This is a genomic window from Herbidospora daliensis, assembly GCF_001570585.1.
Lineage (GTDB): Bacteria > Actinomycetota > Actinomycetes > Streptosporangiales > Streptosporangiaceae > Herbidospora > Herbidospora daliensis.
Genome location: NZ_BBXF01000004.1, coordinates 187,160 through 202,626 on the forward strand (window position 1 = coordinate 187,160; position 15,467 = coordinate 202,626).

Genomic DNA, 15,467 nt, shown 5'->3' on the forward strand with positions numbered 1-15,467 from the left:
CCTAGATGATCGTCTGTAACAGTTCGAGCATTAACCGCAGGTCAGCAGTCGCTTCGGGACCGAGATCGGCCTCGGTCAGCGCACCCGCTTCGGCCAGTCGCTCGAACAGAGCACACAGTCCTTCGCCGAACCCCTGGCCCAAGCCCTCTATCACCTTAGGCTCCAGCGAGTCGTAGAGATCCACCTGCTCGGGCAGAACGGCGAATCGCTTCTCCTTTCCGTTCCAGAACGCCTTCTTGACGTCGAGATGCGCCCGCTGATCGGGAGTGAGCCGCTTTAGGTGCCCCAGCTTCTTCGATTTCTCCGAAGGAGCCCCGCTGCTAGCCGCCAGCACCTTCGTCGGCAGGTAGTTCTCCGCCTCACGGAACTGCAGCAGGTGGCCCGGCACGCCCTCTTTGATCAGCGTCGCGATCTTGCCCTCGTGCTTGGAGGCCCCGTCGGGCGTGAGCCGATCGCTGTCAAGGACGAAGGTCACCCGGAACAGCCTTCTGAATCGCCCCCGCTCAGCTCGCACGATCTTGGCCAGTTCACCGCTCCCGCCGCCTTGGGAGAACTCCAGCCAGCCCATCCGATGGGCGTCGAGCAGGCGGCGATCCCCCAAGATGTGCGCCACGGCCACGACAAAACACCGATCGCTTTCCTGGTTCTCCACGACGACTTTCGCGGGGCGAGCGAGATCGTGCGTATGATCGGAAAGACTGTCGCGCGTGATCACCACTGCCGCAGGCCCAGACCACGTGGCGCTGACCATCGCCTTGCGGGCCATCAACTCGTATGTCTTGGCCATCTTCGGCACATGGGACTGGAAGTAGCCTTCGATCGCTCCGACGTCGCGGATGTCGACCATCCATTCATGGCGACCTTCGATGAAATGCCCCATGAGCTGGATGATCTCGTGGAACCCTTCAAGGGTGAAGGCGTCGCCCGCCACCCGGACCCTCATTCGCCCTCCCGCGCCATTTGGGCCTCGGCAAGCTTCTTGGTTTCCTCGAAATCCTCTGAGAAAACTCCATCGGGCCAGTAGCCGACGTTACCGAACTCGTCAATCGAGATCTGTCTAACCCGAGAGGCGCCGTTCGCGTGTTCCACATAGTGAATCGCCACGTCGTCATGGCTGATCACGCCCTCGGCGATTCTGCGGCGCAGGCGGAGGAGCATGGTCTCGCTGTGGGTCTCGATGAGGAACCGGCCGGAATTGAGATTCATGCCATGGATGAACAGGTCGGCGAGCATCGCGTGAAAGGCCGGATGTAGGTGGAGTTCCGGCTCCTCGACGACCTGCAGCCCTTCTGCGGGCTGGAGCAACTGGATCAACAGCGGAAGCACCTGCGTCACGCCGGTGCCCGCATCGGGCAAGTGCGCGATTACTCCGGGGTCAGTCGTCGAACGCAGGATGACGGAATAGACCGGCCCATGTGACTCGACGGCGAGCTGCCAGCCGGCGAGGCCGTCACCCAGGAGTTCGTTGACGCCCTCGATGAGTAGACCGCCGCCGCGCACATGATCGCTGACGAGCATGCCGGCGGCATGCTCCCCCATGGGACCGACGCCGGTGATCGGGCGCGCGGGAAGCCGGATCATTCTCTGCGGACGGTGCCGAAACGGGCCAAGATAGGACGGCGCCGGCAGGCTGTGCACGATGTCCCAAACCGGCCTCTCGTTCCTCGGCAGAATGCCGAGGAAGAACGCTTGGCCGTCGGTGTCCGGCTCGCCGTTCCGGATCGTGCGATGAGAGATCGGCCCGGTGTTCTGCTGCCAGAGCACCCGCAAAGACTCATCGGCGAACTCGGCCGCAAACTCGGAGACCACCTGAGTGTGGAGTTCGGCGATGTTCTGGATCGTCACCGTTACATCGGCCACCTCGGTGCTGAATTCGATCCGCAGCGGCCGGTGAGGGCTGTTGCCATAGACCAGATCGAGAAAGTCCGGAGGGTCGTCGCCCAGCCGGTCGAGGTCGAGCGGAAGCGACGAATCGCTGTTGATGCCGGTCTCAAGAAGGAGTGGCAGGCGGGTCAGCGCACTCTTACCGGAGTTGTTCTTTCCGAGGATGACGGTGATGGGCCGGAGCTCGATCTCCTGACGTTCTTTAAAACACCGGTAGTTCTCGACAGCCATGCGGAGCAACGACATGGCAGAACTCTAGGACAGAGTCATCTCCCAGAATCTCCGACAATGAAAATCGCCTCTGGACGGGCCTGCCGGACGTCACGGCGCTTGGACCGTGCCCTTGCGAGCAGCACCAACCCGCCCGCGACCACCAGCCCTCCCATGGTGTAAGGCCATCCCGCGAATTCCGACCCTGAAGAAGCCCTAGGCATGGTCGTCGGGATCGGGGTCACCCCCGCGACCGGCCGGAACGGGGTGCCCCACGGGTGGCCCGGCGGTTTGATCGCACCCCACGGGTCGGGCATGCCGGCGACCCGCATCGGGTCGTACTCCGGCATCGAGGGCGCCAGGCCGCCCGGCACGGTCAGGGTGCCGATCTCGTCGTGCCCGTAGTAGTCGAGCAGCGCCTCGACCTTCCACTCGCCGGCGGGCAGGATGATCGACGTGGCGTAGTGGGAGGGCTCGGCGAGCCGGACGCCGGTGAAGTCGTGGCGCTCCCCGCTGCGGCTGAAGCGGAGCGTGGTCTCGCCGAACGCCTCGTCCGTGATGGGCTCGGTGCCCAGTGCCAGCACCCAGTAGCCGATCGTGTAGGCGACGCCGGGCCGGATCTCGGGGATCGGGTCGAGTTCGGTCGACGCGAACCCGCCGGCGGCGGCCGGGAGGGGTGCGTACAGCAGCGACAGCGCGCCCAGCAGCACGGCGATTCTTCGGATCATGTCCCTGATACCCGCGTTCGGACCGGAAGGTTCCGGTGTCAACCTGAGGGCGGCCTCGCGGCGTGTCCCGGCAGACAACCGGAGAAACGAAGGGAGCGCGGGTGGATGCGGATTTCGCGGACTTCGTCCGCCGCCGGGGCGATCACCACCTGAGGACCGCCGTGCTGCTCACCGGCGACTGGCACGCGGCCGAGGATCTCGTGCAGACCTCGCTCGGGAAGCTCCTGGCGGTGTGGGACCGGCTCGACACCACGGCCGGGCCCGACGCGTACCTGCGCAAGATCATGGTCAACACGCACCGGTCGTGGTGGCGGGCCCGCTGGCGGCGGGAGATCCCCCGGGCCGAGCTGCCCGACGCGCCCGTGCCCGGCGACCTGTCGGAGGCGCGGGCGGTGGCCGAGGAGGTGCGGGCGGCGCTCCGGCGGTTGCCGGCGCGGCAGCGGACCGCGCTGGTGTTGCGGTTCTTCGCCGACCTCCCCGAGGCGGAGGTGGCCGAGCTCATGGGCTGCTCGGCCGGGAGCGTCAAGGCGCACGTGCACAGAGGGCTGAAGGCGATGCGGCGGCTGGTCAACCGGACCGAGGACGACGGGAGTGTGCTCCGGTGAACGCTCGACACGAGGAGGCTGCGATGCCGGAGAACGAACTGCGCACCCTGCTGGCCGAAGCCAGCGCCGACCGTCCGCCGGGGCTCCGGCTGCTGCCGGTCGCCCCCCGCCCGCGCCGGATGTGGTTGCCGCTCGCCGCGGCGGCGGCCGCCGCGACCGCCGTGGTCCTCATGCTGCCGGGGACGACGCCGTCGGCCGAGGCCCAGGTGGCGGCGGCGGTCGACACGACGTCGGCCGAGAGCTACCGGATCGACACGGTGTCCGGGGAGAAGACCTTCACCGGGGCCTTCGACCCCGAGCGGCGGGTGGGGGTCATCGTCAGGAACGACGGCGCCGAGACCCGCTTCGTCGGCGACACGGTGTACGGGAAGGACCCCGGCGAGACGACGTGGTTCACCGGGCCGCGCCCCGACGAGGAGCTGGCGAACGCTCCGGCCGCCATCGGGCTGGTGAAGCTGATGCCGCTCGACCCGCCCGCGGCGCTGCGCAAACTGCGCGCGGCGACCGAGGTGACCGAGCAGGGCCCGGCGACCGGGGACGGGTGGACCGGCACCCGGTTCGCCTTCACCCTGCCCGACAAGATCTCCGGCCTGGTCGACGTCGACGACCAGGACCGGATCAGGCGCCTGGAGGTGACCTTCCTGAGCGAGGGCCACACGAACGTGCTGGAGTTCAGCGGCTTCGGCACGCCCGTGACGGTCGAGGCCCCGCCCGCGGACCAGATCTCGACCGAGCCGAGGGACAAGCCCGCCGGCGAGGTCCCCAAGCCCGTCGGCACCGCGTCGGCCGTGCGGCCGTGATCTGACCGGTCAGCTCCGGGAGACGACGAACGTGTCCTCCTGGTCGCCGGCCGGCGGAACCGGTTCCCGCCGCCGCAGCCGCCCGGCCAGGAAGACCGCGACCGCGCCCACGGCCGCGCCGCCGAGCGCCCAGCCCCACGGCGGGCCCTCGTCGGCGCGGTCCGCCGGGACGGGAGCCGTCGCGGCGGCCGGGGCCGGGGCGGTGGCCGGGGCCGGGGCGGGATCGGCCGAGCGCGAGGGGGCGGGCGCCATCGCGGTGGTGCCCGCCTTCACGACGTGCTCGGCGTCCCACGGGAAGCCCGGCGGCTTCACCGGCCCCCAGTAGTCGGTGGCCGTCCCGCCGGTGCTGGTCGGGAACGGCGGCGGCGCGACCGCGAGGCCGCCCGGCACGGTGAGCAGGCCGAGGTTGTACGGCTCGAAGATGCCCTGCACCCCTTCGAGCTTCCACGTGCCCTCGGGCACCTGGATCGTGGCGGCGTAGTGGGCGGGCTCGGCCAGCCGCGTGCCGGGGAAGTCGAGCACCTTCGCCCCGTCGGTCAGCCGCAGCCCCGTCTCCATGTCGGACGCGGGTCCCTCGAAGGGGTGGGTGCCGTGCTGGAGGACCCAGTAGCCGATCGTGTACGTCGTCCCCGGCGTGATCTCCCGGGGGAACGTGTCGAGTTCCGTCACCGCCCACGCTCCGGCGTTCGCGGGAACGGCCGGGAGGAACACCGCGGCGACGACCGCCAGGGCGGCCAGAATTCGTCGTGTCATACCCCTGCTACCGGCCCGCGCCGGAAAAGGTTCTCAGCGGTGCACGATCAGCCACGTCGCCACGGCGGTGACCTCGGCCGACCGGTTGCCGATCAGGTGGGGGCGGTCGCACGGGAAGGTGACCGAGTCGCCGGGGCCGAGGGTCACGGTCTCCGACTCGAACTCGACGGTCAGCTCCCCGGCCGTGACGGTGCCGACCTCGTAGCCGTCGTGCTTGAGGAACCGCCCGTGGGCGCTGGAGACCGACAGCGGCGGATAGGTCGACTCGAAGAACTCGACGTCGGGGGTGGGCGAGGGCGACAACCGCCGGAAGGTGACGCCGCCGTCGAGCAGCAGGGGCGCGACCTCCCCGGCCCGCCGCACGGCGAAGGCCACCGGTTCGACGTCGGCGGGGTCGAACACCTCCGCGAGCGGGACGCCGATCGCGGTCACGTAGGCGATCAGGCGGGACACCGACGGGCGCATGAGGCCGCGTTCGATCTGCGAGACGGCCGACGGGGAGATGCCGAGCTCCCTGGCGACGGCGCGCAGCGACAGGCCCGATCGACGGCGCAGCTCACGTAGCCGGGCCCCGAGCTGTTCGGTTCCGAGGGCCTCGGCGTCCATGGCTCCTTACCGATTGTCACGCGCGGTTAACAGGTGCGAAACGGGTCGAGCGTTAAGTGATTACTTAACATCAGGATACCCCCCGAGGAAGCCGCGATGACCGACGTCCGAACAGGCCTCATCAAACCCGGCTACGACCCCCGCCTCGCCAACGAGGACCTCGCTCCGCTGAAGCAGCAGACCTGGTCGTCCTACAACATCTTCGCCTTCTGGATGTCCGACGTGCACAGCGTCGGCGGTTACGTCACCGCCGGCTCGTTGTTCGCGCTCGGCCTCGCGTCGTGGCAGGTGCTGCTCGCCCTGCTCGTCGGCATCGTGATCGTCCAGGTCTTCTGCAACCTGGTCGCCAAGCCCAGCCAGGTGACGGGCGTGCCCTATCCGGTCATCAACCGGGCGATCTTCGGGGTGCTCGGCGCGAACATCCCCGCGATCGTGCGCGGCGCGATCGCCATCGCCTGGTACGGCGTGCAGACCTACCTCGCCTCCCAGTCGCTCCTGATCATCTTCCTCAAGTTCTGGCCGTCGACGGCCTCCCTCAACGAGACGACCTTCCTCGGCCTCTCGCCGCTCGGGTACATCTGCTACGCCATCCTCTGGGTCGCCCAGGCCGCCGTGTTCTGGAAGGGCATGGAGGCGATCCGCCGGTTCATCGACTGGGCCGGTCCCGCCGTGTACGTCGTCATGGTCGTGCTGGCCGTCTACCTGGTCAGCGAGGCCGGGTGGGAGAACATCTCGCTCGACCTGAGCGCGGGCGAGAGCCTCGGGTTCGCCGAGTCGATCCCGGTCATGCTGGGCGCGATCGCGCTGGTGGTGTCGTACTTCTCGGGGCCGATGCTGAACTTCGGCGACTTCTCCCGGTACGGCCGGTCGTTCGACGCCGTCAAGCGCGGCAACCTGCTCGGGCTCCCGGTGAACTTCCTGTTCTTCTCGATCCTGACCGTCATCACCGCCTCGGCGACGGTGCCGGTGTTCGGCGAGCTGATCACCGATCCGATCCACACGGTCGAGCGCATCGACACGCCGTTCGCGATCCTGCTCGGCGGGCTGACCTTCGTCATCGCCACGATCGGGATCAACATCGTGGCCAACTTCATCTCCCCGGCGTTCGACTTCTCCAACGTGTCGCCGCAGAAGATCTCGTGGCGGATGGGCGGCATGATCGCCGCGGTCGGGTCGGTGCTGCTGACACCCTGGAACTGGTACAGCAATCCCGACGCCATCCACTACACGCTCGGCGTGCTCGGCGCGCTGATCGGGCCGCTGTTCGGCATCCTGATCGCCGGCTACTACGTGATCAGCAAGCAGTTCGTGGACGTCGACGCCATGTTCACCATGTCGCCGACCGGCCGCTACTTCTTCAGCGGCGGCTACAACCCGAACGCGATCTACGCCATGCTGGCGAGCGGACTGCCGGCCATCGCGTCGGTGATCGTGCCGAAGCTGATCGGGTCGGGCCTGTGGATCGCCGACTACTCGTGGTTCATCGGGTGCGGGCTCGGCTTCGTCGCCTTCATCGTGTTCGAGCGGCGCAACCCCCGGATCCACGTGTGATCCACGTCAAGGTGATCAACCCCAACACCTCCCGGGACATGACCGAGGTCATCGGCGCGTGCGCCCGGGAGGTGGCGGAGCACGTCACCGCGGTCAGCCCCGCCATGGGCCCGGCCTCGATCGAGAGCCACTACGACGAGGCGCTGGCCGTGCCCGGCATCCTGACCGAACTGCACGGCGCCGACGCCTACGTGATCGCCTGCTTCGGCGATCCCGGCCTGGACGCCGCCCGCGAGGTCGCCGACGGCCCGGTGGTCGGCGTGGCCGAGGCCGCCATGCACGTCGCCACCCTGGTCAGCCGCGGCTTCAGCGTGGTCACCACCCTGGGCCGGACCGTCCAGCGCGCCCTCGACCTGGCCGGCCGCTACGGCTGCGCGGCGGCCTGCCGGGGCGTGCACGCCTGCGAGATCCCGGTCCTCGACCTCGACGACGCGGCGTGCGACCTGGTCGCCGAGGTCGCCGGGGCGGCTCTCCGGCACGACCGTTCTGAGGCGATCGTGCTCGGGTGCGCGGGGATGGGGGCGTACACGGAGAAGATCGCGCGCCGGATCGACGCCCCGGTCATCGACGGGGTGCGGGCGGCGGTGACGCTGGCCGAGTCGCTCGTGCGGCTCGGGCTCACCACCAGCAGACGGGGCGAGTACGCCGCTCCCCCGCCGAAGCCCTACGCCGGCCTGCTGCGCGATTTCCGATTGCGGGCGGAAGATCCGTTATGAAGACTGTGCCGCATGATTCCGCCGCGGCAGATCCGGGCCCGCCACGACGAGCACACGATCACCGTCTACCAGGCGTACAACCCCGAGATCGGCGGGTACGCCGCGACCCACGGCCGGTTCGCGCCCACCTATCACCGGAACCGGATGACCTGGGTGAAGCCGTCGTTCCTGTGGATGATGCACCGCTCCGGCTGGGCGACCAAGCCCGGCCAGGAGCGGGTGCTGGCCATCCGGATCACGCGTGCGGGGTTCGCATGGGCGCTGGCCCATTCCGGGCTCAGCCACTTCGACTCGGCCGTCCACCCCGACCGCGCGGCGTGGACGGCGACCCGGCACCGGCCGGTCAGGATCCAGTGGGACCCGGAACGCTCGCCCGCCCTGCACGCGCTGCCGCACCGCTCGCTCCAGATGGGCCTGTCGGGCGAGGCGGTGGACCGCTACCTGGACGAGTGGATCGTCGGCATCGACGACGTGACCGCCCTCGCCCACCGGATCCGCGCCCTCGACCCCGGCGCCCGCGCCGCTGAGCTCCCGGAGGAGCGCCCCTACCCGCTCCCGCCCGACCTGGCCGCCACCTGCGGGCTCTCCTCATGATCGAACAGGTGTTTGATAGCCTGACGAGTTATGAGCGTTGTGTTCCAGCCGTCGCTGCTCGACGCGACGGCCGACCACGAAGGGCCGGGGCCGCTCGGCGGCCACGTCCACCGCACCCTTCTGTCTGACGGCGCCTGGATCGACGTCCGCCCCGGCTGGATCTCGGGGGCCGACGCCCTCTTCACCCGCCTCGCCGAGACCGTCCCCTGGCGCGCCGAACGCCGCCGCATGTACGACAACGTCGTCGACGTCCCCCGGTTGCTCAGCTTCTACGACGAGGGCGACCCGCTGCCCGACCCGCTGCTCGACCAGGCCAAGGCGATGCTCGACGCCCACTACCGCGAGGAGCTCGGCGAGCCGTTCCGCACGGCCGGCCTGTGCCTCTACCGCGACGGCCGCGACAGCGTCGCCTGGCACGGCGACCGCATCGGCAGGAGCTCGACCGAGGACACGATGGTCGCCATCGTCTCGGTCGGCACCCCCAGGGCGCTGCTGCTGCGCCCCATGGGCGGCGGCCCGACCATCCGCCACGACCTGGGCCACGGCGACCTGATCGTGATGGGCGGCAGCTGCCAGCGCACGTGGGAACACGCCATCCCGAAGTCGGCGAAGGCGCTGGGCCCGCGCATCAGCATCCAGTTCCGGGTGAGAGGAGTCCGCTGACATGGACATGAGACTCGAAGTCGTGGTCCTGCCCGTCGCCGACGTCGACCGGGCGAAGAAGTTCTACGGGGGTCTGGGCTGGCGCGAAGACGCCGACCTGGCCACGGGAGACGACTTCCGCGTCGTCCAGTTCACCCCGCCCGGCTCCCCCTGCTCGATCATCTTCGGCACGGGCGTCACCTCGGCCCCGCCGGGCTCGGCGAGGGGCCTGCACCTGATCGTCGACGACATCGAGGCCGCCCGCGCGGAGCTGACCGAACGGGGCGCCGACCCGAGCGAGGTCTTCCACGACGAGGGCGGCATCTTCCACCACGGCGGCGGCCGGGCCAGGGTCTCAGGCCCGGCCCCCGACCGCGCCACCTACGGCTCGTTCCTGTCCTTCGACGACCCTGACGGGAACGGCTGGTACCTCCAGGAGATCACCACCCGCCTACCGGGCCGCTGACGGCCAACCGACCACCCGGCCTGAACGCCGGCCACAGGGGCCTTTCCTGCCGCATGGATTTCACCGCCGACGGCAGGGGCCGCCCCTGGCCGCATCGAGCTCACCGTGGTCCGCAGTGGCCCCGCCCTTGACCGCGCCGAGTTCACCACCTGCCACCCGTGGCCGACTGGGATCCTCCGTCGCGACGGTTGGAAAATGGGCGGGCGGATCGTGTCGTTTTCTCCGTCCGCATTCGCGGGCCGTTTCAATTCGCGGCATTCGTCCAGATAAATTCGCGCTACGATCGTCGCCCTGCTGCCGACATTTGGGAATGACGTGTCGAATCGTATTGCGACGGTTATTGTCGGCATTTATTTCGTCGCCATGGCCGGTGCTCTCGTGTGGGCGATGGTCACCGGGGAATGGCACGTCTTCTTCCTCGCGACCGTCTGGCACCACCACGACTCCGCCGATCCGGTGCTGGTGCTCCTCACCCTGGTCGCGGCGGGCTTACGCGGCTGGCTCATCTGGATGATCCTGGTGCGGACTCCCTACAGCGGGCCCGCGTGGGTTCGGCTGTTGCGGTTCCTGCTCTACCTGAGTGCCGTGTTCTTCCTGCTGGGCCCGCTGATGGCGGCGGTGTCGGAGGCGGGCGTCTACGTCGGCTATCTGGTGACCCTGCCGGTGTTCGTGCTGCTGCCCCTGGTGTTCCGGCAGGCGCCGCTGGTGATCCGGGTGATCGTGGCGGCGGTCGGGGTCTCCGTATGCCTCCTGCCGTTCGTGGTGCCGATGCCCCCGGGGGTGACGGTCTTCTGGCCCGTCGCGGTCGTGCTGCTCCAGGTGTTCTGTCGCTGGAGCCCGGTCACCCGGTGGCTCGGCCTGATCGCGCTCGTGTACGTCGGCGTGATGAGCGTGCTGCCCGGCCAGTTCGTCACGTACTCGGACCTGAGCCCGGTCTGGCTCCTGACCGACGCCTTCGCGGTGACCCAGGCGTTGTGGCTGGCGCGCACCGCCGCCGACCTGGGCCGCGACCACGCGGCCGGGCCCGCCGCGCCGATCGTGTTCCGGGTGGCGGCGGTCGTGCTGGCGTCGACGGTGGCCGGGCTGGCGGCCTCGGTGGTGCTGAGTCCCCCGTTGACGGTCGTCAACGAGATCGTGTCCGGCGACGAGCTGGTGGCGACGATCGGCGAAGAGGTCGCCGGCGAGTTCGACGATCCGATGCCCGGCTGCGAGCGCTGGACGGCGCTCGGGGAGGAGTACGTCACCACCCCGCCGCACGAACGGGAGAAGGCCTACCTGTGCCTGGCCCGCTGGGGCGACGAACGGCCCGGCGTCACCGACGCGACACTCCTGGCGGAGGGCCGCGCGCGTTGTGCCGCCGACCCGATCTACGGCCACGAGGTGGGGAGACTGGTCTACCTGTGTCCCGAGACGGCGGGCGTGGTCGACCCGGAGCTGCTGTTCGGCCGGACCGTGGTGGACGCGATGCACGCGGCGTGCCAGGACCCGTGGCCGGGGGTCGGGCCGCGCAAGGGCTTCCCCACCGTGCCCTACCTGCTGGAGAAGCCCGGCGAGGGCTATCGGGTCGTCACCCACCGCCTGCGCGACGGGACGCCCGGCTGGCTCGACGAGGTGCCGGTCGCCGTCGGAGCGGGGGTGCAGGGGGTGTGCCTGACGCACAAGACGCTGAAGCGGCCGCCGCCGCTGCGGGCGGACGGATGGCGGAGCGTCGTGGAGGTCCCGCTGCTCTCCCACGGTTCCGTGATGCTGCGCGGGCTCGACCCGAACTTCCTGGACTCGACCGGCGAGGGCCGGCAGCGCATGCGCGTCTACACCCGCGACCTGACCGTCGAGGGCCTGCGCGCCGAGCAGCACCTGCTCGTCACCTTCCCCGGCCGCAGCACGAGGATGGTCGTGCACAAGTGACGCGGACCGCCCGGGAGGCCGATCGCCGTGTGGGCGATCGGCCTCTTCGGGTCAGGAGACCGGTTCGACCGGGGCGGCCACCGCGGTGCGGGGAGCCGTCAGGACCGGGCGTTCGACCAGGGTGACGTCGACCTTCAGGCCCGGGGACAGGCGGACCGCCTCGTGGCCCGGGACGTCGGCCAGCACTTCGCCGCCGCCGTCGAGCTGGACGCGCAGCCGGGCGATGGAGCCGCGGAACGACGACGCGAGGATGAAGCCCCGGCCGTCGTCGGCGGGGGCGACCCGGACGGCCTCCGGGCGGACCAGCACGTCGACCTCCTCGCCGGGGGCGGTGCCGTCGAGCGGGAGGAACTGGCCGAAGACCTCGACCGTCTCCCCCGACACGCGGCCCGGCAGGTGGTTCATCGTGCCGACGAACTCCGCCACGAAGGGGGTCGCCGGGCGGTCGTACACCTCCGCCGGAGGCGCCACCTGCTCCAGGCGGCCCGACTTCAGGACCGCGACCCGGTCGGCGACCGAGAGGGCCTCCTCCTGGTCGTGGGTGACGAAGATGGTGGTGATGCCGAGTTCGAGCTGGAGGCGGCGGATCTCCTCGCGGAGGTTCACCCGCACCTTGGCGTCGAGCGCCGACAGCGGTTCGTCGAGCAGCAGCACCTTCGGCTGGAGGGCCAGCGCGCGGGCCAGGGCGACACGCTGCTGCTGGCCGCCCGACAGCTGGTGCGGGTAGCGCTCGCCGAAGCCGCCGAGGCCGACGAGTTCCAGCAGCTCGGCGGCGCGGTCGTGGCGTTCGGCGGTGGGCCGCCGCCGGACCCGGAGGCCGAACGCGACGTTGTCGCGCACGTTCAGGTTCGGGAACAGCGAGTAGCTCTGGAACACCATCCCGGCGTCGCGCCGGTTGGCGGGGACGCGGGTGACGTCGGCGCCGTCGATGAACACGGCGCCGGTGTCGGGGCGCTCGAAACCGGCGACGCAGCGCAGCGCGGTCGTCTTGCCGCAGCCCGACGGGCCGAGGAAGGCGATCAGCTCGCCCTGTTCGATGGTGAGGCTGAGGCCGTCGAGGGCGACCGTGCCGCCGAACGAGCGGCGCAGCTCACGGAGTTCCACGGTCATTTCGACTTCCTTCCCGCCCCCGAGAGGGTGAGCAACAACAACCAGATCAGGCCGAGGCTGAGCACCGACAGCGCCACCGAGAGCTGGCCGTCGTTGCCGGAGACGGTGACGATCCACACCGGGAAGGTGCGGTAGCCCATCAGGGCCGCGATCGTGTACTCGCCCATGACGAGCGCCAGGCTGAGGAACGAGGCGCCGGCCACGGCCGAGCGCAGGTTCGGCAGGATCACCCGGAACAGCACGTACGGCCACGAGGCGCCCAGGTTCCGGGCCGCCTCCACGAGGGTGCGCACGTCGATGGCCCGCAGGCCGGTGTCCAGCGAACGGTAGGCGAACGGCAGCGCGAGCATGACGTACGCGAGCACCAGGACGACGGGGAAGTTCTCGTCCTGGATGGAGATGATGGTCTGCCAGAACGGCGTGGCCGCCAGGGCGTCGGTGCCGCCGCGCAGCGCGTTGGCGATGCCGACCACGTAGGTGATCGGCGGCACGATCAGCGGCAGCGTCGTGATGGTCTCCAGCACCGGACGCAGGCCGGGGGCCCCGAGACGTACCGCCAGCAGCGCGGGCAGGGCCAGGAGCAGGACCAGCACGATGACCGCGACCCCGAGCAGCAGCGACTTGAGCAGGCTCTCGGTGAAGCCGGGGGCCGACACGATCCGGCCGTAGGCGCCGAGCGAGAAGCCCTGCGTGTCGTTGTAGACGGTGAACCAGACCGCGATCGCCAGCGGCACCAGGAAGTAGACCCCGGCGACGCCGAGCGTCACCCGACGCCACGTCACGCCAGCCATCGGGAGCTCCTCTTCTGCATCGGGAGGTAGACGGCCATCACCAGCAGCGCGATCACGATCATGTCGAGGGACAGCGCGAGGGCGATGTTCTCGTACCCGATGAGGACGTTGCCCGTGAGGGCGTCGGCGATCTGGAGCGTCACCAGCGGCACCGACGCGCCGACCATCGCGGCGGCGGTCGCGTAGGCGGCGAAGGCGCCGCCGAACAGCAGCACCGCGCCGCCGAGCAGCGACGGGCCGAGCACCGGGATGCCGACCATGCGCCAGAACTGCCAGGTCGACGCGCCGTTGTTCTGCGCGGCCTCGCGCCACTGCGGCTTGAGGCCGTCGAGCGCGGGGGCGATGACGAGCACCATCAGCGGTACGGAGAAGTACATGTAGACCAGGGCCAGGCCCCAGAAGTTGTAGAGCGCGCCCGAACCGAGGCCGAGGGCGGCGGTGACCACGCCGGAGTTGCCCAGCGTGGCGATCCAGATGAAGGCCAGCGGCACGCCGCCGAAGTTGGCCAGCACTCCGGAGGCGGTCAGCACCGCCTCACGCAGCAGGCCCGACCGCGAGGTCAGCACCGCCTGCGCGAGGAACGCGCCGAGCACGGTGCCGCCGAGCGCGACGACCGCCGACAGCTTGAGGCTGGACCCCAGCGCCCCGATGTACGGCTGCTTCATCGTCGCCGTCAGGTTGTCGAACCCCAGGCCGCCGCCCTTGACCGAGAAGGCGCCGACGACCAGCACCACCACGGGGATGCCGAACGCGACCAGGGTGACCAGCAGCAGCGGCGCCGCGGCCAGCCACCCGGCGCCGCCACCGCGACGCCGGGAAGACGAGAGACCGGACATCAGCCGGCGACCGCTGCGCCCCAGCCGGAGGCCAGGACTTCGTTGGCCTTGGTGACCTGGTCGGCGGTCGGGAACGACGGCTCGCCGTCGACGGGCGGCAGGGCGGCGGAGGCGGTCTGGTCGACCGACCCGTCGGCGATCATCGCGGGGAGCAGGACCGGACGGGCGAAGCCCTTCAGGTACAGGTTCTGGCCCTCGGTGCTGTAGATGAACTCCTGCCAGAGCCGCGCGGCGGCCGGGTGGGGGGCGTCCTTGTTGATGGCCTGGGCGTACAGGGAGATGTACTTGCCGTCGGTGGGGATGACGGTCTTCCAGTCGAGGCCCTTCGGCGCCATGATCGGCGCGTAGGCGGCGTTGTTGTAGTCCCAGTCGATCGAGATCTGGGTCTCGCCCTTCTCGATGGTCGCCGGGGTGGTCTCGACCGGGTTGAAGTTGCCGGCGTCCTTGAGCTTCTTGAAGAAGTCGATGCCGGGCTGGATGTCGTCGAACGAACCGCCGTTGGCGAGGGCGGCGGCGTACACGCCGGCGAAGGCCGAGCCCGACTTGGTCGGGTTGCCGTTCATCGCGACCTTGCCCTTGTACTCGGGCTTGAGCAGGTCGGCGAAGGTCTGCGGGCAGGTCGCGATCTTCTTGGCGTCGCAGGCGATGGAGACGTAGCCGCCGTAGTCGTTCACCCAGAGGCCGTTCGCGTCCTTCTGCGCGGTGGGGATCTTGTCCCAGGTCGCGACCTTGTACGGCGCGAACAGGCCCTCGGTCGCGCCGGAGTAGGCGAACGACTGGCCGATGTCCAGCACGTCGGGGGCGCGGTCCTGGCCCTTGCGGGTCTTCACCGCGTTGATCTCGTCGGCGGAGGAGGCGTCGGGGGTCTCCTCCTCGATCTCGATGCCGGGGTACTTGGCCTTGAACGCGGCCAGGATCTCGCCGTAGTTGGCCCAGTCGGGCGGCAGCGCGATGACGTGCAGTTTGCCCTCGGCCTTGGCCGCCTCGTACAGCTTGTCGATTCCGCCGAAGTCGGCGGCCGAGGTGGCGGTACGGGCGTCGACCGCGGCGGCGCCACCGGGGGCGGCGGCGGAGGACGTGGAGGTTGCCTCGGTGCCCGGCGCGGACCCACAGGCCGCGACGGCGATCAGCAGACCGGCGGTGAGGCCGGTGAGACGGACTCGGGAAGAGACCACGGTGAACTCCCAATGGAGCGGATTGCCCAGAACTTGTTCAAACAAGCTAGGGACACCAGATCGCCCGCCACCGACCTGCCGGTGAACAGTCGGAG

General features: G+C 69.8%; 17 protein-coding genes. 8 read left to right on the plus strand and 9 right to left on the minus strand.

The window, feature by feature from the left end; genetic code table 11:
* Window position 1 precedes the first annotated feature (1 nt).
* From AW274_RS21140 to AW274_RS21150, 3 genes are read right to left on the minus strand one after another with little or no spacing between them, the layout of a single operon-like run.
* Window positions 2–931 carry a hypothetical protein gene (locus tag AW274_RS21140; protein ID WP_062435285.1) on the minus strand — a complete coding sequence of 310 codons (930 nt, stop codon included), beginning with the start codon at window positions 929–931 and terminating at the stop codon, window positions 2–4.
* A gap of 8 nt (window positions 932–939) precedes the next feature.
* Window positions 940–2,130 carry a DUF3696 domain-containing protein gene (locus AW274_RS21145; protein WP_062435288.1) on the minus strand — a complete coding sequence of 397 codons (1,191 nt, stop codon included), beginning with the start codon at window positions 2,128–2,130 and terminating at the stop codon, window positions 940–942.
* Between the two features lie 20 nt (window positions 2,131–2,150).
* Window positions 2,151–2,822, minus strand: a complete 672-nt coding sequence (locus AW274_RS21150; RefSeq protein WP_157520605.1) for a hypothetical protein — start codon at window positions 2,820–2,822, stop codon at window positions 2,151–2,153.
* A 101-nt stretch (window positions 2,823–2,923) separates the two neighbouring features.
* Between AW274_RS21150 and AW274_RS21155 the strand changes: the two genes are divergently transcribed.
* Window positions 2,924–3,427: a SigE family RNA polymerase sigma factor gene (locus AW274_RS21155; RefSeq protein ID WP_062435294.1), complete on the plus strand. Its 504-nt coding sequence runs from the start codon at window positions 2,924–2,926 to the stop codon at window positions 3,425–3,427.
* A gap of 23 nt (window positions 3,428–3,450) precedes the next feature.
* Entirely contained in the window at window positions 3,451–4,227 is a 777-nt protein-coding gene (locus AW274_RS21160) for a LolA-like protein (protein WP_062435298.1), read from the plus strand.
* A 9-nt stretch (window positions 4,228–4,236) separates the two neighbouring features.
* Here the strand turns inward: AW274_RS21160 and AW274_RS41405 are convergent, their stop codons facing one another.
* Together AW274_RS41405 and AW274_RS21170 are read right to left on the minus strand one after the other, a co-directional pair.
* On the minus strand, window positions 4,237–4,980 hold the full coding sequence (locus AW274_RS41405) for a hypothetical protein (RefSeq protein WP_062435301.1): 744 nt from the start codon (window positions 4,978–4,980) through the stop codon (window positions 4,237–4,239).
* Between the two features lie 33 nt (window positions 4,981–5,013).
* Window positions 5,014–5,586, minus strand: a complete 573-nt coding sequence (locus AW274_RS21170) for a helix-turn-helix domain-containing protein (RefSeq protein WP_062435304.1) — start codon at window positions 5,584–5,586, stop codon at window positions 5,014–5,016.
* 96 nt (window positions 5,587–5,682) lie between these two features.
* Between AW274_RS21170 and AW274_RS21175 the strand changes: the two genes are divergently transcribed.
* From AW274_RS21175 to AW274_RS21200, 6 genes are all read left to right on the plus strand, one after another.
* Complete coding sequence (locus AW274_RS21175) at window positions 5,683–7,137, plus strand: NCS1 family nucleobase:cation symporter-1 (protein WP_062435307.1); 1,455 nt, start codon at window positions 5,683–5,685, stop codon at window positions 7,135–7,137.
* Window positions 7,134–7,853 (plus strand): aspartate/glutamate racemase family protein, encoded by a 720-nt coding sequence (locus tag AW274_RS21180; RefSeq protein WP_232320215.1) that lies wholly within the window; start codon window positions 7,134–7,136, stop codon window positions 7,851–7,853. Before AW274_RS21175 ends, AW274_RS21180 begins: the two co-directional genes overlap by 4 nt.
* Before the next feature lie 12 nt (window positions 7,854–7,865).
* On the plus strand, window positions 7,866–8,447 hold the full coding sequence (locus AW274_RS21185) for a DUF4291 domain-containing protein (protein WP_062435310.1): 582 nt from the start codon (window positions 7,866–7,868) through the stop codon (window positions 8,445–8,447).
* Between the two features lie 30 nt (window positions 8,448–8,477).
* Window positions 8,478–9,110 (plus strand): alpha-ketoglutarate-dependent dioxygenase AlkB, encoded by a 633-nt coding sequence (locus AW274_RS21190; protein ID WP_062435314.1) that lies wholly within the window; start codon window positions 8,478–8,480, stop codon window positions 9,108–9,110.
* Between the two features lies 1 nt (window position 9,111).
* On the plus strand, window positions 9,112–9,555 hold the full coding sequence (locus AW274_RS21195; protein ID WP_062435321.1) for a VOC family protein: 444 nt from the start codon (window positions 9,112–9,114) through the stop codon (window positions 9,553–9,555).
* Between the two features lie 363 nt (window positions 9,556–9,918).
* A complete protein-coding gene (locus AW274_RS21200; protein WP_157520611.1) occupies window positions 9,919–11,460 on the plus strand; it encodes a hypothetical protein in 1,542 nt (513 codons plus the stop codon).
* Between the two features lie 51 nt (window positions 11,461–11,511).
* Here the strand turns inward: AW274_RS21200 and AW274_RS21205 are convergent, their stop codons facing one another.
* The 4 genes from AW274_RS21205 to AW274_RS21220 are packed head-to-tail and all read right to left on the minus strand — an operon-like array spanning window position 11,512 to window position 15,372.
* Window positions 11,512–12,570: an ABC transporter ATP-binding protein gene (locus AW274_RS21205; RefSeq protein ID WP_062435326.1), complete on the minus strand. Its 1,059-nt coding sequence runs from the start codon at window positions 12,568–12,570 to the stop codon at window positions 11,512–11,514.
* Window positions 12,567–13,361, minus strand: a complete 795-nt coding sequence (locus AW274_RS21210) for an ABC transporter permease (RefSeq protein WP_062435329.1) — start codon at window positions 13,359–13,361, stop codon at window positions 12,567–12,569. The genes AW274_RS21205 and AW274_RS21210 overlap by 4 nt, the downstream gene beginning before the upstream one ends.
* The gene (locus AW274_RS21215) at window positions 13,349–14,197 is read right to left on the minus strand and encodes an ABC transporter permease (protein WP_062435332.1); all 849 of its coding nucleotides are present in this window, start codon (window positions 14,195–14,197) and stop codon (window positions 13,349–13,351) included. Before AW274_RS21215 ends, AW274_RS21210 begins: the two co-directional genes overlap by 13 nt.
* Window positions 14,197–15,372 carry an ABC transporter substrate-binding protein gene (locus AW274_RS21220; protein WP_062435335.1) on the minus strand — a complete coding sequence of 392 codons (1,176 nt, stop codon included), beginning with the start codon at window positions 15,370–15,372 and terminating at the stop codon, window positions 14,197–14,199. Before AW274_RS21220 ends, AW274_RS21215 begins: the two co-directional genes overlap by 1 nt.
* Window positions 15,373–15,467 lie beyond the last annotated feature (95 nt).